The organism is Streptomyces sp. NPDC001880 (genome assembly GCF_053594575.1).
The window spans coordinates 1-24,313 of record NZ_JBSFET010000071.1 but is presented as its reverse complement, the minus strand read 5'-3'; the positions used below and the strand labels follow the sequence as shown (position 1 = coordinate 24,313).

At 70.7% G+C, this 24,313-nt stretch carries 22 protein-coding genes and 1 pseudogene; 12 read left to right on the top strand and 11 right to left on the bottom strand.

Translation table 11 applies throughout. From position 1 onward, the window contains the following. Positions 1 to 61: 61 nt before the first annotated feature. From ACWCQ6_RS27680 to ACWCQ6_RS27650, 7 genes and pseudogenes are all read left to right on the top strand, one after another. Complete coding sequence (locus ACWCQ6_RS27680) at positions 62 to 1,102, top strand: BMP family lipoprotein (RefSeq protein WP_451093663.1); 1,041 nt, start codon at positions 62 to 64, stop codon at positions 1,100 to 1,102. Positions 1,103 to 1,351: 249 nt separating this feature from the next. Beyond that, entirely contained in the window at positions 1,352 to 2,944 is a 1,593-nt protein-coding gene (locus ACWCQ6_RS27675) for an ABC transporter ATP-binding protein (RefSeq protein WP_451093661.1), read from the top strand. Then, entirely contained in the window at positions 2,941 to 4,056 is a 1,116-nt protein-coding gene (locus ACWCQ6_RS27670) for an ABC transporter permease (protein ID WP_451093659.1), read from the top strand. Before ACWCQ6_RS27675 ends, ACWCQ6_RS27670 begins: the two co-directional genes overlap by 4 nt. Further along, positions 4,053 to 5,342 (top strand): ABC transporter permease, encoded by a 1,290-nt coding sequence (locus ACWCQ6_RS27665; RefSeq protein ID WP_451093657.1) that lies wholly within the window; start codon positions 4,053 to 4,055, stop codon positions 5,340 to 5,342. Before ACWCQ6_RS27670 ends, ACWCQ6_RS27665 begins: the two co-directional genes overlap by 4 nt. Continuing rightward, on the top strand, positions 5,339 to 5,737 hold the full coding sequence (locus ACWCQ6_RS27660; protein ID WP_451093655.1) for a cytidine deaminase: 399 nt from the start codon (positions 5,339 to 5,341) through the stop codon (positions 5,735 to 5,737). The genes ACWCQ6_RS27665 and ACWCQ6_RS27660 overlap by 4 nt, the downstream gene beginning before the upstream one ends. Before the next feature lie 145 nt (positions 5,738 to 5,882). Beyond that, positions 5,883 to 7,160, top strand: a complete 1,278-nt coding sequence (locus tag ACWCQ6_RS27655; RefSeq protein ID WP_451093653.1) for a thymidine phosphorylase — start codon at positions 5,883 to 5,885, stop codon at positions 7,158 to 7,160. Between the two features lie 20 nt (positions 7,161 to 7,180). Next, a pseudogene (locus tag ACWCQ6_RS27650) lies at positions 7,181 to 7,297 on the top strand (Uma2 family endonuclease); the annotation flags it as partial. Between the two features lie 112 nt (positions 7,298 to 7,409). Here the strand turns inward: ACWCQ6_RS27650 and ACWCQ6_RS27645 are convergent. Then, the gene (locus ACWCQ6_RS27645) at positions 7,410 to 10,760 is read right to left on the bottom strand and encodes a S8 family peptidase (RefSeq protein ID WP_451093651.1); all 3,351 of its coding nucleotides are present in this window, start codon (positions 10,758 to 10,760) and stop codon (positions 7,410 to 7,412) included. A 172-nt stretch (positions 10,761 to 10,932) separates the two neighbouring features. Here ACWCQ6_RS27645 and ACWCQ6_RS27640 point away from each other — a divergent pair, with 172 nt between their 5' ends. Then, on the top strand, positions 10,933 to 11,499 hold the full coding sequence (locus ACWCQ6_RS27640; RefSeq protein ID WP_451093649.1) for an STAS domain-containing protein: 567 nt from the start codon (positions 10,933 to 10,935) through the stop codon (positions 11,497 to 11,499). A 73-nt stretch (positions 11,500 to 11,572) separates the two neighbouring features. On the opposite strand, the gene ACWCQ6_RS27635 is transcribed toward ACWCQ6_RS27640, so the two are convergent. The 4 genes from ACWCQ6_RS27635 to ACWCQ6_RS27620 all read right to left on the bottom strand — a co-directional run bounded on the left by ACWCQ6_RS27635 (position 11,573) and on the right by ACWCQ6_RS27620 (position 15,108). After that, positions 11,573 to 11,881 (bottom strand): hypothetical protein, encoded by a 309-nt coding sequence (locus ACWCQ6_RS27635; RefSeq protein WP_451093647.1) that lies wholly within the window; start codon positions 11,879 to 11,881, stop codon positions 11,573 to 11,575. A gap of 7 nt (positions 11,882 to 11,888) precedes the next feature. Beyond that, a complete protein-coding gene (locus ACWCQ6_RS27630) occupies positions 11,889 to 12,905 on the bottom strand; it encodes a sigma-70 family RNA polymerase sigma factor (protein ID WP_451093645.1) in 1,017 nt (338 codons plus the stop codon). Positions 12,906 to 12,983: 78 nt separating this feature from the next. Then, complete coding sequence (locus tag ACWCQ6_RS27625) at positions 12,984 to 13,700, bottom strand: L,D-transpeptidase family protein (RefSeq protein ID WP_451093643.1); 717 nt, start codon at positions 13,698 to 13,700, stop codon at positions 12,984 to 12,986. 85 nt (positions 13,701 to 13,785) lie between these two features. After that, positions 13,786 to 15,108: an MFS transporter gene (locus ACWCQ6_RS27620; protein WP_451093641.1), complete on the bottom strand. Its 1,323-nt coding sequence runs from the start codon at positions 15,106 to 15,108 to the stop codon at positions 13,786 to 13,788. Between the two features lie 62 nt (positions 15,109 to 15,170). Here ACWCQ6_RS27620 and ACWCQ6_RS27615 point away from each other — a divergent pair, with 62 nt between their 5' ends. Next, a complete protein-coding gene (locus tag ACWCQ6_RS27615; RefSeq protein ID WP_451093639.1) occupies positions 15,171 to 16,124 on the top strand; it encodes a LysR family transcriptional regulator in 954 nt (317 codons plus the stop codon). A 450-nt stretch (positions 16,125 to 16,574) separates the two neighbouring features. Here ACWCQ6_RS27615 and ACWCQ6_RS27610 read toward each other — a convergent pair whose 3' ends face one another. After that, the gene (locus ACWCQ6_RS27610; protein WP_451093637.1) at positions 16,575 to 17,336 is read right to left on the bottom strand and encodes an alpha/beta hydrolase; all 762 of its coding nucleotides are present in this window, start codon (positions 17,334 to 17,336) and stop codon (positions 16,575 to 16,577) included. 103 nt (positions 17,337 to 17,439) lie between these two features. On the opposite strand from ACWCQ6_RS27610, the gene ACWCQ6_RS27605 reads away from it, so the two are divergent. Together ACWCQ6_RS27605 and ACWCQ6_RS27600 are read left to right on the top strand one after the other, a co-directional pair. Further along, positions 17,440 to 18,594 carry an adenosine deaminase gene (locus tag ACWCQ6_RS27605; protein WP_451093635.1) on the top strand — a complete coding sequence of 385 codons (1,155 nt, stop codon included), beginning with the start codon at positions 17,440 to 17,442 and terminating at the stop codon, positions 18,592 to 18,594. 136 nt (positions 18,595 to 18,730) lie between these two features. Continuing rightward, positions 18,731 to 19,048 carry a hypothetical protein gene (locus tag ACWCQ6_RS27600; protein WP_451093633.1) on the top strand — a complete coding sequence of 106 codons (318 nt, stop codon included), beginning with the start codon at positions 18,731 to 18,733 and terminating at the stop codon, positions 19,046 to 19,048. A gap of 73 nt (positions 19,049 to 19,121) precedes the next feature. Here ACWCQ6_RS27600 and ACWCQ6_RS27595 read toward each other — a convergent pair whose 3' ends face one another. From ACWCQ6_RS27595 to afsQ1, 5 genes are all read right to left on the bottom strand, one after another. After that, positions 19,122 to 19,325 (bottom strand): PspC domain-containing protein, encoded by a 204-nt coding sequence (locus tag ACWCQ6_RS27595; RefSeq protein ID WP_451093631.1) that lies wholly within the window; start codon positions 19,323 to 19,325, stop codon positions 19,122 to 19,124. Positions 19,326 to 19,421: 96 nt separating this feature from the next. Then, entirely contained in the window at positions 19,422 to 19,970 is a 549-nt protein-coding gene (locus tag ACWCQ6_RS27590; protein WP_451093629.1) for a VanZ family protein, read from the bottom strand. Positions 19,971 to 20,078: 108 nt separating this feature from the next. Continuing rightward, positions 20,079 to 20,696, bottom strand: a complete 618-nt coding sequence (locus ACWCQ6_RS27585) for a GerMN domain-containing protein (protein ID WP_451093627.1) — start codon at positions 20,694 to 20,696, stop codon at positions 20,079 to 20,081. Continuing rightward, positions 20,696 to 22,234, bottom strand: a complete 1,539-nt coding sequence (locus tag ACWCQ6_RS27580; RefSeq protein WP_451093625.1) for an ATP-binding protein — start codon at positions 22,232 to 22,234, stop codon at positions 20,696 to 20,698. The genes ACWCQ6_RS27585 and ACWCQ6_RS27580 overlap by 1 nt, the downstream gene beginning before the upstream one ends. After that, positions 22,231 to 22,908, bottom strand: coding sequence for a two-component system response regulator AfsQ1 (afsQ1, locus tag ACWCQ6_RS27575; RefSeq protein WP_451093673.1), 678 nt, complete (start codon positions 22,906 to 22,908; stop codon positions 22,231 to 22,233). Before afsQ1 ends, ACWCQ6_RS27580 begins: the two co-directional genes overlap by 4 nt. A 203-nt stretch (positions 22,909 to 23,111) precedes the next feature. Here afsQ1 and ACWCQ6_RS27570 point away from each other — a divergent pair, with 203 nt between their 5' ends. After that, positions 23,112 to 23,864, top strand: coding sequence for a SigE family RNA polymerase sigma factor (locus ACWCQ6_RS27570; protein ID WP_451093623.1), 753 nt, complete (start codon positions 23,112 to 23,114; stop codon positions 23,862 to 23,864). The last annotated feature ends 449 nt before the right edge of the window (positions 23,865 to 24,313 follow it).

Below are 24,313 nucleotides of genomic sequence, written 5' to 3'. Positions count from 1 at the left end.
ACGATCGCCGCGAAACCAGCGCCGGAAGAGGCGCTTCGGTCAGGTTTGAAGGAGCCTTCCCTTGCGCCGGGTATCCAAGATCACCGCTGCGTGTGCCGTCACCGCGACCCTCGCGCTCACCGCCACCGCGTGCGGCGAGTCGTCCACCGAGAGCTCCGGCTCCGGCAAGGGCAAGATGAAGATCGGCATGGCCTACGACGTGGGCGGCCGCGGTGACAACTCGTTCAACGACTCCGCCGCGCGCGGTCTGGACAAGGCCAAGGCCGAGTTCGGTGCCGAGACGAAGGAGCTCACCGCCAAGTCCGGTGAGGCTCCTGCCGACCGTGAGCAGCGCCTCCAGTCGCTCGCCGAGGGCGGCTACAACCCGGTCATCGGGGTCGGCTTCGCGTACAAGGCCGCGATCGACAAGGTCGCCCCCAAGTACCCGGACGTCGACTTCGGTCTGGTCGACTCCGTCTCCGACGCGAAGAACGTCGACAGCATCGTCTTCACCGAGGAGCAGGGCTCCTACCTCGCCGGTGTCGCCGCCGCGCTGAAGTCGAAGGACGGCCAGGTCGGCTTCATAGGCGGTGTGGACCTGCCGCTGATCAAGAAGTTCGCCGCGGGCTTCCAGCAGGGTGTCCTGGACACCAACCCGAAGGCCAAGGTGCAGATCCAGTACCTGTCCACCGGTTCGGACCTGTCCGGCTTCGGTAGCCCCGACAAGGGTGCGGCCGCCGCCAAGGGCATGCTCGACAAGGGCGCGGACGTCATCTTCGCCGCCGCGGGCGGCTCGGGTGCCGGCTCGATCGAGGCCGTCTCGGGCAAGAAGGGCGCCTGGTCCATCGGCGTCGACTCCGACCAGGCCCTCGACCCGTCCCTGTCGAAGTACAAGGACACGATCATGACCTCCGTCGTCAAGAACGTCGACGGCGGTGTCTACGACCTGATCAAGTCCGTCAAGGACGGCAAGCCGCTGACCGGCACGCAGTCGTACTCCCTGGCCAAGGGCGGCGTCAGCCTGACCGCTACGGGTGACCACCTCAAGGACATCCAGCCCCAGCTCGACGAGGCGAAGAAGAAGATCGTCGACGGCACCGTCAAGGTCAAGACCACGACCTGATCCACCGTCGATCGGGGCCCGGGTGAGCCGCTTCGGCTTCACTCGGGCCCCGATTTCACGTACGGACCCGGCCGACTTGCCGTATCCGTACGCACACGGTCCGCGACCTGTCATCAGGTGGCCAACGATTCGGTGGCGCTACGCGCGTAGCGTCCGCCGGGCGCGATACTTTTCACGCTCCCACCGCCTCCGCCCTCCGCTCCTTGCCAAGGAGAGTGCGCCATCAACGCGTCCAGCAGTCCCCATGCCGTGGAGCTCCGCGGCATCACCAAGCGGTTCCCCGGGGTCGTGGCCAACCACGACATCGACATCACCGTGCGCCGTGGCACCGTCCACGCTCTCGTCGGCGAGAACGGCGCCGGCAAGTCCACTCTGATGAAGATCCTGTACGGCATGCAGAAGCCGGACGAGGGCACCATCGCGGTGGACGGCGAGCAGGTCTCGTTCCACAACCCCGGTGATGCCATCGCGCGCGGCATCGGCATGGTGCACCAGCACTTCATGCTCGCCGACTACCTCACCGTCCTGGAGAACGTCGTCCTCGGCTCGGAGAAGCTGTACGGGATCGGCGACCGGGCCCGCGCCAGGATCAAGGAGATCTCGGACTCCTACGGTCTCGGGGTCCGCCCGGACGCCATGGTCGAGGACCTCGGGGTCGCCGACCGGCAGCGCGTGGAGATCCTCAAGGTCCTCTACCGCGGCGCCCGCACCCTGATCCTCGACGAGCCCACCGCCGTCCTCGTACCGCAGGAGGTCGACGCGCTCTTCGACAACCTGCGCGAGCTCAAGGCCGAGGGCCTGACCGTCATCTTCATCTCGCACAAGCTGGGCGAGGTCCTGTCGGTCGCCGACGAGATCACCGTCATCCGGCGCGGTACGACGGTGGGCACCGCCGACCCGAAGAGCACCACGACCAAGCAGCTCGCCGAGCTCATGGTCGGCAGTGAACTCCCGTCGCCCGAGACTCGCGAGTCGACCGTCACCGACGTGCCGATGCTGACCGTCGAGGGGTTGCGGCTGAGCGCCACCGACCCGGACGGCGTGGTGCGTTCGGTTCTCGACGGCATCGGCTTCACCATCCACAAGGGCGAGGTCCTCGGGATCGCGGGCGTCGAGGGCAACGGCCAGTCCGAACTCGTCGACGCGATCATGGGCATGCGTCAGCTCGACGCCGGCGTGGTCACCCTTGACGGAGCCGACATCTCCCGCACGCCGACCCGCAAGCGCCGCGAGGACGGCATGGGCGTCATCCCCGAGGACCGCCACCGGCACGGACTGCTGCTGGAGGCCCCGCTCTGGGAGAACCGCATCCTCGGCCACGTCACCGAACGCCCCAACAGCAAGGGCGCGTTCCTCGACCTCAAGGGCGCCCGCGCCGACACCGAGCGGATCGTGCGTGAGTACGACGTCCGCACCCCCGGCATCGACGTCACCGCCGCCTCGCTCTCCGGCGGCAACCAGCAGAAGCTGATCGTCGGCCGCGAGATGAGCCACGACCCCAAGCTGCTGATCGCCGCGCACCCGACCCGGGGCGTGGACGTCGGCGCGCAGGCCCAGATCTGGGACCAGATCCGCGAGGCGCGCCGCGAAGGCCTCGCGGTCCTGCTGATCTCCGCCGACCTGGACGAGCTGATCGGGCTCTCCGACACCTTGCGTGTCATGTACCGCGGCCGGCTGGTCGCGGACGCCGACCCGGCGACCATCACCCCGGAAGAGCTCGGCTCGGCGATGACGGGCGCGTCCAGCGGCCACCTGGAAGCCCCGGACGGGTCACCGGCGCCCGAGGACGCGGCTCCCGAAAGCACCGACACCGACCCCCGGAACGGGGGAGAGGACCGATGAAGAAGATCGACAAGGAGCGGCTGCTCCTGGGGATCGCGGCCCCCGTACTCGCGATCGTGGTCGCCTTCCTGGTGACCGCACTCGTGCTGGCCGCCACAGGCAAGGAGCCGTTCAGCGCCTTCGGCATCATGTTCGACTACGGGCTGAAGTCGGACAGCCAGGTTTACATCCTCAACAAGGCGACGACGTACTACCTCGCGGGTCTCGCGGTGGCCGTCGGCTTCCGGATGAACCTCTTCAACATCGGCGTCGACGGCCAGTACCGCCTCGCCGCCTTCTTCGCCGCCGCGGTCGGCGGCGCGCTGACGCTGCCCGGCGCCCTGCAGATCCCGCTGATCATCCTCACCGCGATGATCGTCGGCGCGATGTGGGCCGGTATCGCCGGTGTCCTCAAGGTCACCCGCGGCGTCAGCGAGGTCGTCTCGACGATCATGCTGAACGCCATCGCGACGGCCATCATCGGTTATCTGCTCCAGGAGGGCCGCCTCGGCCACCTCGACGAGGCCGGCACGAAGATCTCCACCAAGCCGCTCCCGGAGTCCTCGCACTTCTTCGAGTTCCCGACCACCCCGACGCCCGTCTGGGGCTTCATCGTGGTCGCGGTCGTCGCGGGCATCGCCTACTGGTTCGCGCTCTCGCGCACCCGCTTCGGCTTCGACCTGCGCACCGTCGGCCAGTCCGGCTCCGCGGCCGAGGCCAGCGGTGTCGACGTCAAGAAGATGGTCGTCACCTCGATGCTGATCTCCGGCGCCATGGCCGGTCTGGTCGGCATGCCGACCCTCCTCAACGACAGCTACGAGTACAGCGGCGACTTCCCCATCGGTATCGGCTTCACCGGTATCGCCATCGCCCTCCTCGGCCGCAACCACCCCATCGGCATCGCGCTCGGCGCGCTGCTCTGGGGCTTCCTGGAGCGCGGCACCGGCAAGCTCGAATTCGAGGGCTACGACAAGGAGATCGTCGGCGTGATCCAGGGTGTCATCGTCCTGTGCGTCGTCATCGCCTACGAAGTCGTCCGCCGCTACGGACTCAAGCGCCAGCAGAGCAAGGTCGGCGCGGAACTCGCCGCCCAGGCCGCCCGTAACTCCGAGCAGCAGGAGGTGTCGGCGTGAGTGCCACGGCGACTTCCACCCCGCCCCCCGCAGCCCCCAAGGTCTCCGGCGGCAAGGGCGGCCGCACCCGCCTCTCCTTCCCCACCGTCCTGCTGATCATCGCGGGCGTGATGCTCGCGCTGTCCGCCGTGCGCGCCATCACCGGCGCGGAGGACGTCACTTCGGCGGGCCAGATCAGCGCGGCGCTCGCGATGGCCGTGCCGATCGGACTCGCCGGTCTCGGCGGCCTGTGGGCCGAGCGGGCCGGTGTGGTCAACATCGGCCTCGAAGGCATGATGATCCTGGGCACCTTCTTCGGTGCCTGGGCCGGCTGGCAGACCGACCCGTGGCTCGGCGTGCTGGCCGGGGTCGTCGGCGGCATGCTCGGCGGGCTGCTGCACGCGGTCGCGACCGTCACCTTCGGCGTCGACCACATCATCTCCGGTATCGCCATCAACATCCTGGCGCTCGGCTTCACCACCTACTTGGCCAAGCTCTGGTTCAACACGGGCGAGGCGGCGGCCAAGGGCGGCAGCCCGAAGCAGTCCCCGCCGTCCGACGACATCACCTCGGTGACGATCCCGGGCCTCTCCGACTGGCTGCACTCCATCGAGATGCACCACTGGTTCTTCGTCTCCGACCTTGCCGGTGTCATCGGCGGCCTGGTCACCAATGTGTCGCTGCTGACGATCCTGGCCATCGTCCTGTTCGTCCTCACGTTCTTCGTGCTGTGGAAGACCTCGTTCGGGCTGCGGCTGCGCTCCTGCGGCGAGAACCCCGTCGCCGCCGAATCGCTCGGCGTGAACGTCTACCGCTACAAGTACATCGCGGTGATCGTCTCCGGCGGCATGGCCGGCCTCGGCGGCGCCTTCCTCTCGCTGGTCACCTCGCACATCTACAACGAGGGCCAGACCGGCGGCCGCGGCTACATCGGTCTCGCCGCGATGATCTTCGGTAACTGGCGGCCCGGCGGGCTCGCCATGGGCTCCGGCTTGTTCGGCTTCGCCGACGCGCTCCAGCTGCGCAACGGCGGCGAGTCCGTCCACGCGCTGCTCCTGCTGCTCGTGGTCGTGCTGGCCGTGCTCGCGGCCTGGAAGCTCTACCGCAAGAGCTTCGTCCAGGGCGTGGTCAGCGCGGTCGTCGCCGCCGTGGTGCTGGTCTGGTACCTCGCCACGGACACCGTGCCCACCGAGTTCGTGAGCGCCACCCCGTACATCGTCACGCTGCTCGTCCTCTCGCTCTCCGCCCAGCGATTGCGGATGCCGAAGGCCGACGGCATGCGCTACCGCAAGGGCCAAGGCAAGTGACGGCCGCCGCGGAGGTCGACTGGGCGGCGCTGCGGAGCGCCGCACGGTCCGCGATGTCCCGCGCGTACGTCCCGTACTCGCACTACCCGGTCGGCGCCGCGGCGCTCGTCGACGACGGCCGCACGGTCTCCGGCTGCAACGTCGAGAACGCGTCGTACGGCCTCGGGCTGTGCGCCGAGTGCGGCCTGGTCTCCCAGCTGCACGCCACCGGGGGCGGCCGGCTCACCCACTTCACCTGCGTGGACGGGGCCGGCGAGATCCTGGTGCCGTGCGGCCGGTGCAGGCAGCTGCTGTACGAGTTCGGCGGCCCCGAGCTGGTCCTGGAGACGCCCGAGGGACTGCGCACGCTCGACGAGATGCTGCCGCAGGCCTTCGGCCCGGGGCACCTGAAGTAGCGGACGTCCGCACCGCGATCACCGTGGCCCTCCCGCCCGCCGGGAGGGCCACTCCCATCTCCACCCTCTATGCGCGTAGAGTCATTCGGGACTCTCGCGTACCGCACGCACACACGTACGTACCGGCCGGAAGGACTCCCAGGACATGGACGCCATCTCCGTCATCCGCACCAAGCGGGACCGAGGCGAGCTGACCCCCGAGCAGATCGACTGGGTCATCGACGCGTACACCCGCGGTGAGGTCGCCGACGAGCAGATGTCCGCGCTGGCCATGGCGATCCTGCTGAACGGTATGAACCGCACCGAGATCGCCCGCTGGACCGCCGCGATGATCGCCTCCGGCGAGCGGATGGACTTCGCGTCGCTCTCCCGGCCCACCACCGACAAGCACTCCACCGGCGGCGTCGGCGACAAGATCACCCTGCCGCTCGCCCCGCTGGTCGCCGCCTGCGGCGCCGCCGTACCGCAGCTCAGCGGCCGGGGCCTCGGCCACACCGGCGGCACCCTCGACAAGCTGGAGTCCATTCCCGGCTGGCGCGCCCGCCTCTCCAACGAGGAGATGCTGAACGTCCTGGACACCACCGGCGCGGTGATCTGCGCCGCCGGTGACGGGCTCGCCCCCGCCGACAAGAAGCTGTACGCGCTGCGCGATGTCACCGGCACCGTCGAGGCCATTCCGCTCATCGCCAGCTCCATCATGTCCAAGAAGATCGCCGAGGGCACCGGCGCGCTCGTCCTGGACGTCAAGGTCGGCTCCGGCGCCTTCATGAAGACCATCGAGGACGCCCGCGAACTGGCCTCCACCATGGTCGCGCTGGGCACCGACAGCGGAGTGCGCACCGTCGCCCTGCTCACCGACATGGCCACCCCGCTCGGCCTGACCGCGGGCAACGCCCTGGAGGTACGCGAATCGGTCGAGGTACTGGCCGGCGGCGGCCCGAAGGACGTCGTCGACCTCACCCTCGCCCTCGCCCGCGAAATGCTGGACGCGGCCGGGCTCAAGGACGCCGACCCGGAGAAGGCCCTCGCCGACGGCTTGGCGATGGACGTCTGGCGCCGCATGATCTCCGCCCAGGGCGGCGACCCCGACGCCACGCTCCCCGTCGCCCGCGAGCAGCACGTGGTCACGGCCCCGTCCACCGGCGTACTGACCCGCCTGGACGCCTACGACGTCGGCGTCGCCGCCTGGCGCCTCGGCGCGGGCCGGGCCCGCAAGGAGGACCCGGTCCAGGCCGGCGCGGGCGTCGAACTGCACGCCAAGCCGGGCGACGAGGTCACGGCCGGCCAGCCGCTGCTGACGCTGCACACCGACACCCCCGAGAAGTTCGACTACGCCCTGAAGGCCCTGCCCGACGCGTACGACATCGCTCCGGCCGGCACGGCGTTCACCGCCACCCCGGTGGTGCGGGAACGTATCGCCTGACCTGCGGCTTTCTCATTCGCGGAGAGCCCGACGGCGGCATCTACCGGGTGCTGGACACGGTCGAGTACGGGGAGAAGCTGACGCTGCCCGAGCCGTTCGGGCTGGACCTGGACACCGGGATGTTCCCGGTCGGCTGAGCGGCCTCGCGACGCGGGCCCTCCCGGTGCGGTCCGGAGACGCGAGCGGCCCGCCGGGGCGGAGGAATCCGTCCCGGCGGGCCGCCTTCGTGCGGTCGGGGTGGCTATGCGCTCACTTGCCGAAGTACGCGTTGTAGATCGACACCGACGACTTGTTGCCCTTCTTGTCCGTGACATCGGCACGGTAGGAGATGGACTTCCCCTTGGCCGGGTTCTTCACGGAGATCTTGCCCGCCTTGACCGTGGACTTCTTCCAGGTCTTGCCGGCGTCGTAACTGACGTACACCGACAGCGACTTGAGGTTCTTTCCGGCAGCGGCACCCTGCACCGTCACGGGCACGGAAGCGGTCCGGCCGGCCGTGACCCTGCTGTCCGCGGTGACATTGGGCGTGAACCGCACCATGGAGACCGGCAGCATGGCCGGGCCCGAGGTCCGCTTGGAGCGGAAGGTCCAGCTCGCGTCGATCCGGGTGGAGACCGGGGACAGCGCGGTGCTGCGCCGCATCGAGGTCGTCAGCCGGTAGTCGGCGGCGGCGGACGGCACGGCGAAGGGGGCCAGACCCGTCAGCGGGTCCTCGTTCTGGGCGAACTTCTTGCCGTTGCGGTACAGGACCGTCTTGGCCGAACTGTAGGCGGAGTCACCGAGGTTGCCGCGTCCGTCGGTCACCATCGGCACCATGCCGACGATGTCGTCGCCATCGCGCAGGATGCCGTACTCGGAGTTGACCGCAGGGCCGAACACCGCGGTGTTGACCTTCTTCGTGTAGGACTTGCCGGCCTTGAAGGACTGCGGGGCGCCGAGGGAGTACAGCGCCTCACTCATCGGGTAGCCCTCCTCGTCCTCCGGGCCGTTCTGGCCGAAGGTGAAGCTCCACCGGGCCTTGTCGGCGGTGGAGACATAGGCGGTGGCGGTGCCGGGGATCTTGTGGAGGGAAGAGACCGCCCAGCCGCCTTCCATGCCGGGCAGCGTGCCGGACGCGGCGAGCTCACCGGTCTTGCCCTTGGCGGGCGAGCCGAGGGAGAGGCTCACCTTGGCCAGTTGGCCGGTGGTGTACTTCCGCTCGAAACCGGTGGCGGCCCGGGTCACCGGACCGCCGGCCGCGATGTCGTACCGGGTCGAGGTTCCCTTGCTCCAGCTGCCGAGCCAGTGCTGGGAGAGCGATCCGTCGGTCACCGCCGGGCCGAAGTGCGCGGTGCGGAAGTTCTTGTACGTGTCGAGGATCCAGCCGTAGGTGTAGCCGGTGTCATCGGTCGTGAACTGGAGGTCGGGCGCGGCCATCAGGGACTTCGTCCCGGTGGTGGGCAGGGCGATGTTCACCGGCTTCGCCTTGCGCGCGTCGAGGGTCACGCTGAGGTCCTTGGTGACGTCCAGCTTCGGCTGCGTCAGCCAGTCGGTGCCCTTGGTGTAGTCCTCGGGGTCGACGGTGACAGCCGCGTTCAGCGTGTAACCGCCCTTGGGGAGACGGACCTTGACCTTGCCGTCGGTGCTCGTCGGGGCGAGCCACTGGCCGAGCGCGGTTCCCGAGAGGCCGAAGAGGTCGGTGTCGGTGAACTCGGCGGGCTTGCCGTCGCGCCCGATGGTCGTGACCGTGAGGTCGTACGACTCGATCTCGCGCTCGACCGCGGCCGCGGTGCGGATGCTCTGGCCGCCGCCCGTCCCGACGACGTACGCGGAGTAGGTGCCGTCGGCCGTACCGCCGAGCTTGGTGTTCACGGTCAGCGGCACGTCCGCGGTGCCGCCCGCGGGGACGGTCACCTTCTCGGCGCCGAGGGTGAAGAAGCCGGCCGGGGCGGGCTTGCCCTTCGGGCCGGTGGCCGTGACCGCGAGGTCGAGGGTGACATCGGCCGTGCCGAGGTTGCGGTACGTCACCTTCTTGGTGACGGGGGCGTCGTCGGTGTGCGGCCACTGCTGCACTCCGAAGCTCACCGACGCCGGGTCGGCGACGACGGTCTGGGCGATCGCCCGGTCGACCGCGATCCGGCCCGTGCCCTGCTCGAACGGCGTGTACGCGCCCGGCTTGGTCGAGGCCGTCAGCGCGCCCTTGAGCTCGGCGTACTTCCACTCCGGGTGCTGCTGCTTGAGGAGCGCCGCGGCGCCCGCGACGTGCGGGGTCGCCATCGACGTACCGGAGATCGTCAGATAGCCGGGCGGGTTCTGACCGACCTCCTGGTCGATGGCGGAGCCGGGCGCGGCCGCCGCCGTGATGTCCACGCCGGGGGCGGTGACATCGGGCTTGATCGCCCCGTCGCCGATGCGCGGGCCACGGCTGGAGAAGTCGGCCAGCTGGTCCTTGTCGTCGACCGCGCCGACCGTCAGCGCGGCGTCCGCGCTGCCCGGGGAGCCGACCGTACCGGCCCCGTCGCCCTCGTTGCCCGCCGCGATGGCGAACAGGACACCCTTGTCGGCCGACAGCTTGTTGACCGCCGCTTCCAGCGGGTCCACCTCGGGGGTGTCGCTGCCGCCGAGGCTCAGGTTGATGACGTCGGCGCCCTGCGCGACCGCCCACTCCATCCCGGCCAGGATGCCGGAGTCCTCGCCGAAGCCGTTGTCGTCGAGGACCTTGCCCGCGAGCAGTTTGGCGTCCGGGGCCACGCCCTTGAACTTGCCGCCCGACTTGGCGCCCGTGCCGGTGGCGATCGACGCCACGTGTGTGCCGTGACCGTACCGGTCCTTGGTGTCGGACGCGGCGGAGAAGTTCTTCGCCTCCAGGATCTGGCCCTGGAGGTCGGGGTGGGTGTCGTCCACACCGGTGTCCAGTACGGCGATCTTGACGCCCTTCCCGGTGTAACCGGCCTTCCAGGCGGCAGGGGTACCGATCTGCGGCACGCTCTTGTCGAGGCTCGCCCGGCGCACCCCGTCCAGCCAGACCCGGTCGATCCCGGCGGCCGTGGTGCGCTGCGCACCGTGCGCCGCCTCGTCGGTGAGCGCCTGCCAGATGTCCTGGGCGTCGCGCTGCGGCGTGGTCACCGACTGGGCGTTCAGCGAGTTCAGGGTCCGGCCGACCCGGGTGGAACCCGCGCCCCGGACCTCGGCCTTCGCGTCCGCCGCCCGGGCACCCCGGTAGGAGACGATCAGCTTCAGGCCCGCCTTCTGGGCCCTGCGGTTCTCCGCCCGGTTCAGCTCGGTGATGTCGAACAGCCGGCGGTCCAGCTTGCCGGAGCTGATCAGCCGGTGGGCGTCGGCCGGGACGAGCAGGGTGTGCCCGTCGCGTATCTGACGCTGCACGGGTATGTGCTCACGGCCCTTGGCGGCACGGAAGGACACGACCTTGCCCTTGGCGTCCACGGTGACGCGGTCGCCGGTGATGAGCGTCAGCTCGTGCCGGTCGGCGGACCCTGCGCCGGCAGGGCGGGCGGTGCCGGAGTGGGTGGTGCCGGGCTGGGCCACGGCCGGGCTGGTCATCCCGGCCGCGAGCGCCACGGCGGCGGCCGCGGCGACGGTCGAAACACACGCGCTTCTCACGTGTTTGCGCAACTCTCCCCCTGGAGAATCAGGCGGCCCCGAGGGGCCACTGGTCAGTCGGCACCGATGGGAAGCCGGTGCCGGCCGGTTCACGTACCTAGAGGGGGAATTGGCGAAGGAGGTTCACAGAAGTCGCACACAGAACCGGAGTTGACGGAAGTTCATCGGTCCGGTGCGCACGGGTACGGAGTGGCGGGAGAGGGCGCGAGCGGCGCGGGGGCGGCTGCCGGGCGGGAACAGGGCGTTCGCCCGCGCCGGGCGGCCCGGACAGCACGAGGCCCGCACAGCGATGAGTTTCGGCCGCCGGACCGGTCTTTCCGATGTGGAACCCATTGCCCCGAACCTTCTCGTCGTCACCGGCCGCGTCACCAGGGCCGCGGTGCCGGGACTCTGCGCCGAGCTGGAGGCGCTGCTGTACGACCCCGACGGCTCCGTCCGCGACCCGGACACGGGGGTGGACTGCGACGTGGGCGGGGTGGTGCACGTGGATCTGGCCCTGGTCGAGGCGGTGGCGCGGCTGGGGCTCGTCGCACGCCGGGCGGGCGGCAGGAGGCTGCGGCTGCGCAATGTGCCGCCCGAGCTGCGGAGCCTGCTGGACCTGGTCGGCCTGGCCGACGTGGTGGACGTGGGGTGTGGAACAGGGACGGAGACTGAGACGGGAACGGGGGCGGGAACGGCGACGCAGACGGAGGAGACGGGAATGGCGACGGGGGTCGGGACCGCGGAGGGCGGCGGCTGAGCGGGCGCTCCCAGTCCCGGAGAAACGAGGAGCGCCCCGGGAAGCGGGAGCGCCCCGGGGGAATCGGCCCCGCTCAGTCCGTGCGCCCGACCACCTCGGCCCGCACGCAGATCACCTGCGTGAGCCGGGCCTTCCCGTCGTGGACCGGCGTCGCCGATGCCGAGCTGAGCGGGGCCGGGGTGGCGGCGGGGCGCCGAGCCGCGTAGTCGCAGTAGTGCTCGGGCTGCGGCCCCGGCTCACCGCCGGGCCTGGGCGTCCAGGCCGCCCCGGGCCCGGGGCCGTCGGTGGCGGACGGCTCGCCCAGCCACTGCGTCAGCCCCCAGCCACCGGCCGCCAGCACCACCCAGCCGGCCACCAGCCCGTTCCGTATGCCGCGCCTCATACCGCCCTCACGCCGCGTCGGCGTCGAGCCGGTCCGGCAGCCCGAAGAGCGGGAACCAGCGCGGGGTGTCCAGGAAGCAGTGCATCCCGGTGATGGCCCCGTCCGAGATGTCGATGACCTGCACCGCCCACGGCACGAACCCGGGCCCGTCCGGATTCGGCTTGTAGTGCGCGAACGCCGGGGTGCCGTTCGCCGACGTCGCCACCAGCCGGGAGCCCGCACAGCCTGCGCCGATGGAGAGCATGAAGCCGGTGATGTCGTCGTGTCCCTGGAGCCAGAGGTCGAACGGCGGCATGGTCATCACGGCGTCCTCATGGAGCAGCGCCGTCAGCGCCACCATGTCGTAGCCCTCGAAGGCCGCCACGTACCGCTCAAGGAGCTTGCGCTGCTCCTCGTCGAGCGGATTCGCGGCGTCGGCGGGCTTGCCCTCGTGCTCGGTGAGGGTGGCCCGCGCCCGCTGGAGGGCGCTGTTGACCGAGGCGACCGAGGTGTCGAGCAGCTCGGCGACCTCGCTCGCCTTCCAGGCCAGCACCTCGCGCAGGATCAGCACGGCACGCTGCTTGGGCGGCAGGTGCTGGAGCGCGGCGACGAACGCGAGGCGCACCGATTCCCGCGCCACCGCGGCCTCCGCCGGGTCGGCCACCGTCGGCAGGATGCGGCCGTCCGGCATCGGCTCCAGCCAGGTGTTCTCCGGCAGGGGGTTGAGCGCCGCCTGGGCGAGCGGTGTCGGGCCCGTCAGATCGACCGGACGGGCCCGCTTGTTCCCGGCGTTCAGCATGTCCAGACAGACATTGGTGGCGATGCGGTACAGCCAGGACCGCAGCGAGGAACGCCCCTCGAACTTGTCGAAGTTGCGCCAGGCACGCACCAGCGTGTCCTGCACCGCGTCCTCCGCCTCGAAGGCCGAGCCGAGCATCCGGTAGCAGTAGCCGGTCAGCTCGACCCGGTGTCCCTCCAGACGGCTGTCGACGTCCGCCGTCGCTGTCAGATCACTCATCGCTCCACCCCTGTTGCGCTGTGACACCGCTCCCTCGGCACCCTGGAAGCTACCGCAGGCCACTGACAACGGGGACGCGAAGTAGCGAAACCGCCCGCGTTCCGGTCACGTTCCGGGCTTGCGCCCGTACACGTGGACGTCGTCGCCGTTCCTCAGCAGATTCCAGTACGACTTGGCATCGGCGCTACGCATGTTGACGCAGCCGTGCGAGCCCGGCGGGTTCCACATCTTCACGCCCACCGCGTGGAACGCCTGACCCCCGTCGAAGAACTGGGCGTACGGCATCGACACGTGGTAGATCGACGAGACGTGGTCGATGTGCCGCCAGTAGATCTTCTTCGACCCGGTGCGGGTCTCGTACCCGTTCCGCCCGGTCCGCACCGGCACGGGGCCGAACTTCAGCTTGCTGCCGTCCTGGATCCAGCTCAGCTGCCGGGTCAGGTCCACACACGCGATGCGCCCCTTGTCGGTGGGGCACTTCTTGTCCTTGTTCGGGTTCTTGCCGGCGGCCTTCTGGGCCGTGAGCGTCTTCATCGTCCGCCAGGTGACCGGACCCGCGTACCCGATGGTGGGGGTGACCCCGTACGTGCTCTGGAACGACCTGATCGCCCTGCAGTCGGCGGCCGACTGCCTGCCGTCGACCGGCCGCTTCAGATACTTCTCGACCTGCTTCTGGTACGGCCCGGTGGAGGTCGTGCAGGACGCCGCCTGCGCCTGCCCGCCGGTGGCCAGCACCAGGGCCGGCACCGCGGTCAGGCCCGCGACCGACAGCGCGAGCCCGCGCCGCAGCCGTACTCCACGAATGTTCCCCGCGACTCCCATGTACGCCAACTCCCCTTCGCGCGCCGTGAGATGGTTCCGCCTGCTAGACGCGCGTCGGGGAGTGGATGGTTGTGCGTTCCGTGTCTCAGTTCTGTACGGACGCCACCGCAGCCGGCCGGCACCGCTCGGTGCGGGCGGCCCGTGTCCCGTACAGCGTGATCGAGACGACGCCGAGGACCGCGAGCAGCCCCAGCGAGACGGTGCCGGCCCAGCCGCCGGCGTGGAAGGCGATCGCGCCGAGCGTGCCGCCCGCGCTGGAGCCCAGGTAGTACGCGGACTGGTAGAGCGCCGACGCCTGGGCACGGCCCTTCGTCGCGGTACGGCTCACGGACGAGGAGGCGACCGCGTGCCCGGCGAAGAAGCCCGCCGTGATCAGGATCAGGCCGAGGAGCACGGCGACCAGCTGGTCGGCGAGCGAGAGCAGCAGACCGGCGGCCGTGGTGGAGACGGCCAGGTACAGCGCGCCCCGGCGGCCGAGTCGGGCGACCAGCTTGCCGGCCGCGGCGGAGGAGACCGTACCGACGAGGTAGACCAGGAAGATCGAGCCGACGACACCCTGCGGGAGGTTGAACGGCGCCTCCACCAGGCGGTAGCCGATCACCGTGTAGACCGCGCCGAACACCGTCATGAACAGCGCGCCGATCGCGTACAGCCGGCGCAGCAGCGGATCGGCGAGGTGCCCGCCGACGGTCTTCGCGAGAGCCTTCGGGTTCAGTGTCCCCGGGGTGAAGTTCCGCGCCCGGGGGATCATGAAGTGGAAGACGACCGCGCAGGCCACGGCCAGTATCCCGACCGCACCGAGCGCCGCGCGCCAGCCCCACAGCTGGGCGACCCAGCCGGTGAGGATACGGCCGCTCATGCCGCCGATGCTGTTGCCGGCCACGAACAGCCCGATCGCCGCGACCAGCGCCTTCGGCCGCACCTCCTCGGCCAGGTACGCCATCGCGGAGGCGGGCAGCCCGGCCAGTGCCGCGCCCTGGACGGCGCGCAGCGCGATCAGCCAGCCCAGCGAGGGGGCGAAGGGGACGAGCAGCCCGACCAGCACGGCGACCGTCAGCGAGGCGGTCATCATCTGCCGCCGTCCGAACCGCTCGGAGAGCGCGCTCATCGGCAGTACGCACAGCGCCAGTGCGCCCGTCGCCGCGGAGACCGTCCAGCTGGCCTGCCCGGCCGTGGCGCCGAAGGAGGCGGAGATGGCGGGCAGCAGGGCCTGCGTGGAGTAGAGAAGCGCGAACGTCGCGACACCTGCGGCGAAGAGCGCGAAGCTCATCCGGCGGTAGCCGGGGCGGCCCGGTTCGAGAGGGTCCGGCGCGGCGGAGTCCGCGGTGGTTCCGGGCGCGGCGACGGGGGACGGCTGGGGCGAGGCGGCCACGGTGAGCGTGGACGCCCCGGTACTGGCAGGAGGCATGCTTCGAAAGTAGGCTCTCCGGTTTCATGCGTCCAATGCACGAAGTGGTGATAATCAATCCTATGGAGCATGAACGCAGCTCACGGCCCCGGCTGTCACCCAGTAGTTACGAAGAAGACATTCGCGCCGTGCTCGCACCGCGACTGGCCCACTTCGAGGCGGTGGCCCGCCACGAGCACGTCACGCGCGCCGCACAGGAGCTCGGCGTCCCGCAGTCGACGCTGTCGCGGGCGATGGTCAGGCTCGAACAGGACCTGGGAGTAGCCCTGTTCGCCCGCAAGGGCCGTACCGTCTCGCTCACCCCGGCGGGCCGCACCTTCCTCGGCTCCGCCGAGCGGGCCCTCGCCGAGGTCGAGAAGGCCGCCGACTCGGTACGCGCCGACGCCGACCCGGCCACCGGCAAGGTCGCCTTCGGCTTCCTCCACACCATGGGCTCGGAGACCGTCCCCGCCCTCCTGCGCGCCTTCCGCGCCGACCACCCCGGGGTCCGCTTCCAGCTCGTGCAGAACTACGGCGAGGCGATGATCGAACGCCTGAGGGCCGGCGGCCTCGACCTCTGCCTCACCTCACCCGTCCCGGACGCCCCCGACCTCGTCGCCCGTCGCCTGGACGAACAGCGCCTGCGCCTGGTCGTCCCCGAGGACCACCGCCTCGCCGCCCGCCGCCGCATCCGCCTCGCGGAGGCCGCCGACGAAAAGTTCGTCACCCTGGAACCGGGCTACGGCCTGCGGCGCATCACCGACGACCTGTGCGCCGAGGCGGGCTTCACCCCCCGAGTGGCCTTCGAGGGCGAGGAGGCGGAGACCCTGCGCGGCCTGGTGGCGGCCGGCCTGGGCGTGGCCCTGCTGCCACCGCCCGCCGTGCCCCGCCCCGGCGTCGTCGAACTCACCGTCACGGCTCCGAGGGCAGCCCGCGAGATCGGCGTCGCCTGGCTGGACGGCCACCCGGACACCCCGCCGGTGGCCGCCTTCAAACGCTTCCTGCTGTCGCGGCGAGGGCATCTGCTGCCGGACTGACGGGACAAGCCCGCGTGCGCGGGGACCACGGCTCCCACCCGTACTGTCCGGCCATTGCCCAGGGACCAACCCCCCGTGCGCGGGGACCACGGCCGACATCTCGTCGGCCTCCGCCATGACCTCGGACCAACCCCGCGTGCGCGGGGACCACCGGCCGAGGTTGTCGTCGCGGACGCCCCATTCGGGACCAACCCCGCGTGCGTGGGGACCACAGCAGTACGACATGACCACAGCGGCTGGCCAGCGGACCAACCCCGCGTGCGCGGGGACCACGGTGCGGCGGCCTCAATCGTCCTCATGCGTGCCGGGTCGGACATGGCCGGCTCCCCGGCCTGGGAAGCCCACTGTCCGCGGCCTTCCCAGCTCACGGCGGAGCAGTGCAGTGCGGCGCGGGCGATATCGGTCGCCGGCGATGTCGGCCCCGGCCCCGGCTGCGGCCCGTCAACCCCCTCACCCCCGCAGCGACTTCCCGAACCCCGCCGCCAGCGGCATCCGCAGCCCCAGTGGCGGCGGAGCCGCCAGGGCGTCGGCGACCGGGCGTGCGTAGGCCCGGCCGAACAGTGAGCCGCGCACGAAGTCCGCGGCCAGGGCCATCACTTCGGCCCGGTGCTGGCGGAGGCCGTGGCCGTCCGAGTGGACCTCGAAGCGGCAGGTGTCGCGGTTGGTCTTCTTGGCCCGCTCGGCCAGGCGGAAGGAGAGTTCGGGGTCGGTGCGGGCATCGTTGGTGCCGTGGACGAGCAGTACGTGGCGGCCCAGCAGATGCTTCACCGGCTCCGGTTCGCCCGGCCCGCCATCCGGCAGCCAGGGGGCCATCGCCAGAACGGAGCCGACCGCCGCGTGGCTGCCCGCCCGGAGTGCGGCCCGGCCGCCCATGCCGTGGCCGGCCAGGCAGACGGGGACGTCGCCGTAGCGTCGTACGACCTCGTCCACCGCCCACTCGGCGTCCGCCGCGAGGTGCGCGTCGGCCGCGTTCCAGCCCCGGCAGCGGTAGCGCACCACGTGCACGGCGAGCCCGTCCTCCTGACCGGCGCGGGCCAGGGAGCGGGCCAGGGGGAGTTGGAGGGCGTAGGAAAGAGGGGAGGGGCGGCGATGCGAGTCGGCCTCGCCGTCCGGGAGCAGCAGGACCACGCCGCTGACCGCGGTCGGAGCTCCGGCCGCCATGACGGCCCGTCCCAGCCTTGCAGCAGGCAGGGGGAGTGCGCTCTGTGCCATGACAGAACAGTGTCAGAAGGGTGGGTGTACGCCACCCGTATTCGCGGTCACTGTTACGTATCGACGAGCGACAATCTACGCGCGTAGGGACTAGAGTGCGCAGATGATGAGCCCGACCCTTCACGTGCCCGGCCAGGATCAGATCCGGCGTGCCCCCAAGGTGCTTCTGCACGACCATCTCGATGGCGGTCTGCGCCCGGGGACGATCGTCGACCTCGCTCTCGCGAGCGGATACGAAGGACTTCCCGAGACCGAGCCCGACAAGCTCGGCATCTGGTTCCGCGAGGCGGCCGACTCCGGATCGCTGGAGCGCTATCTGGAGACGTTCGCCCACACCTGTGCCGTCATGCAGACCCGCGAGGCACTGGTCCGGGTGGCCGCCGAGTGTGCCGAGGACCTGGCCGCCGACGGTGTCGTGTACGCCGAGGTGCGGTACGCCCCCGAGCAGCACCTGGAGGCCGGGCTGACCCTCGAAGAGGTCGTCGAGGCGGTCAACGAGGGCTTCCGCGAGGGCGAGCGGCGGGCCCGCCTGGACGGGAACCGGATCCGGGTGGGCGCCCTCCTCACCGCGATGCGGCACGCCGCCCGCTCCCTGGAGATCGCCGAGCTGGCCAACCGCTACCGAGACCAGGGCGTGGCCGGCTTCGACATCGCGGGCGCGGAGGCGGGCTTCCCGCCCACCCGGCACCTCGACGCCTTCGAGTACCTCAAGCGCGAGAACAACCACTTCACCATCCACGCGGGCGAGGCCTTCGGGCTGCCGTCGATCTGGCAGGCGCTCCAGTGGTGCGGTGCGGACCGGCTCGGCCACGGGGTCCGCATCATCGACGACATCGAGGTCGCCGACGACGGCGGTGTGAAGCTCGGCCGCCTCGCCTCCTACGTACGGGACAAGCGCATCCCGCTGGAGCTGTGTCCGACGTCCAACATCCAGACCGGCGCCGCCGCCTCGTATGCCGAGCACCCCATCGGGCTGCTGCGGAAGCTGCATTTCCGGGCCACCGTGAACACGGACAACCGGCTGATGAGCGGCACGAGCATGAGCCGCGAATTCGAGAAGCTGACCGAGACATTCGGATACACGCTCGACGACATGCAGTGGTTCACCGTCAATGCAATGAAGTCGGCATTCATTCCTTTTGATGAACGTCTGGCGATGATCAACGACGTGATCAAGCCCGGATACGCCGAGCTGAAGTCCGCGTGGCTCTTCGAGCAGACCGCCGCGACCAGCGTTTCTTCTGCTTCCGCCGACTGATCGGCGCTCTTGCGGAGAAAGGCCGAGAAGTCGAATTCCCGGCCTTTCTTCGCGTGTCGGCATGTTTGCGGCAAGGAGGGCGGGATGGCTACGTTTCAGAGCCCCCCACGTTCCGATCCCCAAGGATGAATTTCACATGAAGCAGTCTGCTGTCAGGACTCTCGGCGTTGCCGCTCTCGGCGCCGCTTTCGCCGCCGCAGCCGCGGGTACCGCCTCCGCCGCCGTGCTGCCGGCCGACGCCCCGGGCACTGCCGTGCCGGTCGCGACCACGGCACTGGGCACCGCGACCCAGAGCCTGTCGGCCCAGGAGACGGCCACCAAGCTCCTCGGCACCGGCCAGCAGAAGCTCGTCGGCGACGCCGCCACCCCGGTCAAGGGCCTGCTCGGTGGTCTGCCCGCGGGCGGCATGAAGACCAGCGGCCTGTCGACCAACGGTCTTCCGCTCGGCGGCTGATCCCCGTACACCCCTGTGGGGCGGACATCCGAACCGGGTGTCCGCCCCACAGGCGTATCCGTGTGTCCGAGGGTCACCAGCCGGCGGCCGGCGACGTCTTCTCGGACGGGAACAACAGCCACAGCGCCAGGTAGAGCAGGAACTGCGGTCCCGGCAGCAGGCAGGAGACCAGGAAGATGAGGCGCATCGTCCCCGCGGAGGTGCCGAAGCGCCTTGCCAGCGCTGCGCACACTCCGCCGATCATGCGTCCGTCACGGGGGCGGGCAAGTGCGGCCATGATGGGCTCCTTCGCGAACCGTTGCTGAGGGAGCAGCTCCGTCGTGCCCCCTCGATGGCTCCATCGTGGCCCGGCGAACGGGGGCAAAGCGTCGCTCTACGGGGCCATCCCGACCCTGGGAATCGTCGGGGTCTGACCCTGACCGGCCTCGCCCCTGGGGTGGGGCACCACCCCGGCCCGCCCCTGCCTCCGGCGGCGCAGCCGCGCCCGGCACATGGGGACGACGAGTAGATGGACGAGCGCCACACCGGTGGTGTTCAGCAGCAGCGAGTCGACGTCTACGACCTGTCCGGGCACTCCGGTCTGGGCCAGTTCGATGGTCGTGGAGATCAGCGCACCCGCCGCGACGGTGCGGGCCAGCGAGGCCCATGGCGAGACGGTGAGCCGGCCGCCGGCCATCGGCAGCAGTACGCCCAGCGGGGCGAGCAGCAGCAGCCCCTCGCCGATCCGGCGGGTCGCCTCGACCGGGCCGAGGGACAGATCGGCTCTGATACCGGCGAGCGGCTGAAGATTTGAGGCGGTCGTCCACGGCACGTCGAGGGGGCGCAGCGTCAGCCACCCGACGAGCAGCAGATGCGCGAGGAGGAGAGACACCCCGGTCGCGCGGAAACGGATGACGGTTTGACCGTCCGTACCTTGACGCACGCCCCCCAAGACGCGACGAACGGCAGGATCGGTTCCGCCGGCCCGGAATCCGGCCCGTCGGGCACCTGACCGGCGAGGAGAGCGGGCAGTTGGACCGGTTCGGGCCGGTCAGGCGCCCGTGCCCGCCCATGGCGTCGGGACCGTCTTCGGTCTCGCCTTCATCTCCGAGGTGCACAGATAGCCGCGCGGCGCGTAGTTCCCGGGCCCGCCCAGGACCACCGTGCCTTCCGGGGCGAGCGTGTCGCTCTCCGCGTACGTGCACACGATCTGCGCCAGCGCCTCGGACCGCAGGTCCTCCGGCTGCTCGCTGAGCCGCAGCGTGCCCTGCGGGTCGCCGGTGCGGGCCACGCCGACCCGCAGGTTCTCCGGCACGGCCGTGGAGTACCCGGCCTGCCGTTCAGCGGCCGGCGGCTTGCGGCGCAGTTCGTCCAGCAGCGCCTGCGCGACCGGCACCCGGTCCGAGCCGTTCTCGCCGACCTGCACCGTGCGGTCCACCGTGACCAGTTGCGAGGAACAGACCAGATAGATCTGCACGGGTATGCCCTTGGTGGCCTGTGTCGTGAGGCTCTCCGCTGACATCGTGCACGGCACCTGGGACGGTGCGGCCCCGGCGTCCACCGGCACCGAGGTGGACCTGATCCCGCAGCCCGCGGCCAGCAGGGCGCCGGTCAGGGCCCCGGCCAGTGCCAGGGCCGAACGGCGTGCCCGGCGGTTGTCGCTGCCCATCACGTCGCGTCGCCCTCCTCGTTCCGGCCCCCGGCGTCGTGCTCACCGGCGGAACGGGTGAGCGGTTCGGCATCGCGCGGCAGCCGCAGTACGAACACCGCGCCGTCGCCGTCCGGCGAGTTCGTGGCCGTGATGTCACCGCCGTGGATGTGCGCGTTCTCCATGGCGATCGACAGGCCGAGACCGCTGCCCTCGGAACGCGGGCGCGAGGCGCTGGCCTTGTAGAACCGGTCGAAGACATGCGGCAGCACGTCCTCGGGGATACCGGGTCCGTGGTCGCGGACCTCGATGACGAGTTCGTCGCCCTCGGTCCGCACCGCGACCCGCACCGGCGAACCGCCGTGCTTGAGCGCGTTGCCGATCAGATTCGCCAGGATCACATCGAGCCGGCGCGGATCGAGGCGGGCCATCATGCCGCGCTCGGCGTCCAGATCCACCGCGTCCAGCCAGGCGCGGGCGTCGATGCAGGCGGTGACCTGGTCCGCGACGTCGACGGTGTCGAGGACGAGCCGGGCCGTACCCGCGTCGAAGCGGGTGACCTCCATCAGGTTCTCCACCAGGTCGTTCAGACGCCGGGTCTCGCTCACCACCAGGCGCACCGCGGGCGCGATCATCGGGTCGAGGCTGTCCGCCTCGTCCTCCAGCACCTCGGTGACGGCGGTCAGCGCGGTGAGCGGGGTGCGCAGCTCGTGCGACATGTCGGCGACGAACCGGCGGCTCGCCTCGTCCCGCGCGCTCATGTCCGCGACCCGCTTCTCCAGCGAACTCGCGGTCCTGTTGAACGTGCGGGAGAGATCGGCCAGTTCGTCCGTGCCGGAGACCACGAGCCGGGTGTCGAGCTTGCCCTCGCCGAGCTTGCGGGCGGCGTCGCCGAGCCGTTGTACGGGCCGCAGTACGGTCGTCGCCGCGGCCTGCGCGAGCAGCGCCGAGCCGATCAGCGCGAGCCCGGTGGCGATCCCCAGGGACCAGGCGAGGGAGTTGAGATCCTGCCGTTCCTGGTCGAGCGACTTCAGCATGTAGCCGGTCGGGCCACCACCGATGATCTTCGTACCGCCCACCAGGTACGGCGTGCCGCGGATGCTGGTCCGCTGCCAGAGCAGGTGGTACTCGTACTTGTTGCCCGCTCCCAGCGGCTGTTTCTTGTTCACCGCCTTCTGGAGCGACAGCGGTACGTTGTCGAGCGTGAAGGTGTCCAGGTCGGAGTTGCCGACGATCGGCTTGCCGGTGTCGCGTTCGTCGACCAGCAGCACGCTGTAGCCGGGCGAGCTGCTCGCCATCTGCACGGCGGCGTTCTGCAGATCGTCCCTGGTGGGCTGGAGCGGCAGCGAGGCCGCCCGGCTCTGCATCTCCTGGCGGAAGTCCCCGAGCGCGGCGTCCTGGGTACGGGTCAGCACGGCCTCGCGGTTCAGCCAGTACGCGATCCCCGACGCGGACACCGCGGCGGTCAGCGCCACCAGCGCGAACACCACGACGAGACGCAGTCGCAGACTGGTCCAGCGAAGCCCGGTGAGCAGGCTCCGTTTGACGGTATCGCTCACTGAGGCGAGTCCAGCCGGTAGCCCACACCCCGGACGGTACGGATCAGTGTCGGCGAGGACGGCACGTCCTCCACCTTGGCCCGCAGCCGCTGCACGCACGCGTCGACCAGTCGGGAGTCACCGAGGTAGTCGTGCTCCCAGACCAGCCGCAGCAACTGCTGCCGCGACAGGGCCTGGCCCGGCCGGCGGCTCAGCTCCAGCAGGAGGCGCAGCTCGGTCGGCGTGAGCTGCAGGTCCTCCCCGTTCTTGGTCACGGTCATCGCGGAACGGTCGATCACCACGTTCCCGAAGGACGCGGAGTCGGTGGATTCGCGCTCACCGCGGCGCAGTACCGCGCGGATGCGGGCGTCGAGCACCCGGCCCTGCACGGGTTTCACCACATAGTCGTCGGCACCGGACTCCAGCCCGACCACGACGTCGATGTCGTCGCTGCGCGCGGTCAGCAGAATGATCGGCAGCTGGTCGGTGCGCCGGATGCGCCGGCACACCTCGAAGCCGTCGATCCCGGGCAGCATCACATCCAGCACGATCAGGTCCGGCCGCTGCTCACGCAGCAGTCTCAGGCCGTCCTCTCCTGTCGCCGCAGTGGCCACACGGTGGCCCTGGCGCGACAGCGAGAGTTCGAGGGCCGTGCGGATGGCGTCGTCGTCCTCGATCAGCAACAGGAAAGGCACGCTGGTCATTCTGACCCATGGTGGAGCCCCAGTTCGACAGTTGGGGCCGACTCATACCTCCGGCACACCCCCGGCGCACCTCCGACGCACGGACGGCAGGTCCTGTGACAGGTCTGTGACAGTCGGCGGACAGCGTCATGAAACTGCCCCGGCAGGCTCGTTGGCACCAGGAACGGACGGACTCCACCGATGGGGGGCGCGAGATGAACGCAACTCACAGCATCACCGCAAGCGCAGTTGTCACGCGTCTGCACGATGTCGGCCGGAGCACCGAGAAGTCCGGCGCCGGGAGTGGACGGGGGTGCGTTCGTGGCGCCGGGCGTCAGCATCCGTCGTACATGACGGTGGTTGACGCGCCTGTGGGGGGGAGCAACGGGGGCAAGGCGTACGGGGAGGACATGGGGGAGCGGAAGTCCCCGGCGCAGGGCGAGGACGCCGAAGCGGCGTTCACGGCCTACGTCCGGGAGCGCCGCGCCTCCCTGTACGCAACCGCCTACCACCTGACCGGTGACCGGTTCGAGGCCGAGGACCTGCTGCAGAGCGCCCTCTTCTCGACGTACCGGGCGTGGGACCGGATCAGTGACAAGGCGGCGGTCGGCGGCTATCTGCGCCGCACCATGACCAACCTGCACATCAGCGCCTGGCGCAGGCGCAAGCTCAACGAGTACCCGACCGAGGAGCTGCCGGAGACGGCGGGCGACACGGACGCGATGCGCGGCACGGAACTGCGCGCCGTGCTCTGGCAGGCGCTGGCGCGGCTGCCGGAACTCCAGCGCACGATGCTGGTCCTCCGTTACTACGAGGGCCGCACCGACCCGGAGATCGCGGCCATCCTCGACATCAGTGTCGGCACGGTGAAGTCCAGCATCTGGCGGTCGCTCCGCCGGCTGCGTGAGGACGAGGTCCTCAGCTTCGGCCGTGACGAGGAGGAGTCCTTCGGCGAGTTGGTGGCCTGAGGCGAGGGGGGACCCGGGGGGATACGGGGCCGCTGCTTCGGGGGAGGCGGCGGAGTACGGGGGAAGTGCTGCGGGGTCGGACGGGCCGGGGGGGCCTGTCCGACCCCGTTCGCGTGTGCGCGCGGCTTCCCGGTCGCGGGAGGGGCGCCAAGGGCGTGATTCGAAAGTGGCGTCGTCCGCCCGGAGGGCGGGGCCGGGGGCGTTTGGTGCGTGCGATCGCACGGCGGAGGGAAAAGAGCGCAGCGGGCTGCGCCGACGACCGACGACGCGGCGAGCGTGCGTGGCGGACGCCCCCGGCCAGGCGGGGCTTTCGAAACACGCCCTATGCCGTCCCGCGCGCCGCGGGCGCGCGTCGGCAGCGGGCGGGCGCGGCCGCGGCCCCGCGGCGCCGGGCCCCCTGCATTATGGAGCGGTGGCCCCCCCGCCCCCCCGACCCCGCCCCCCAACCC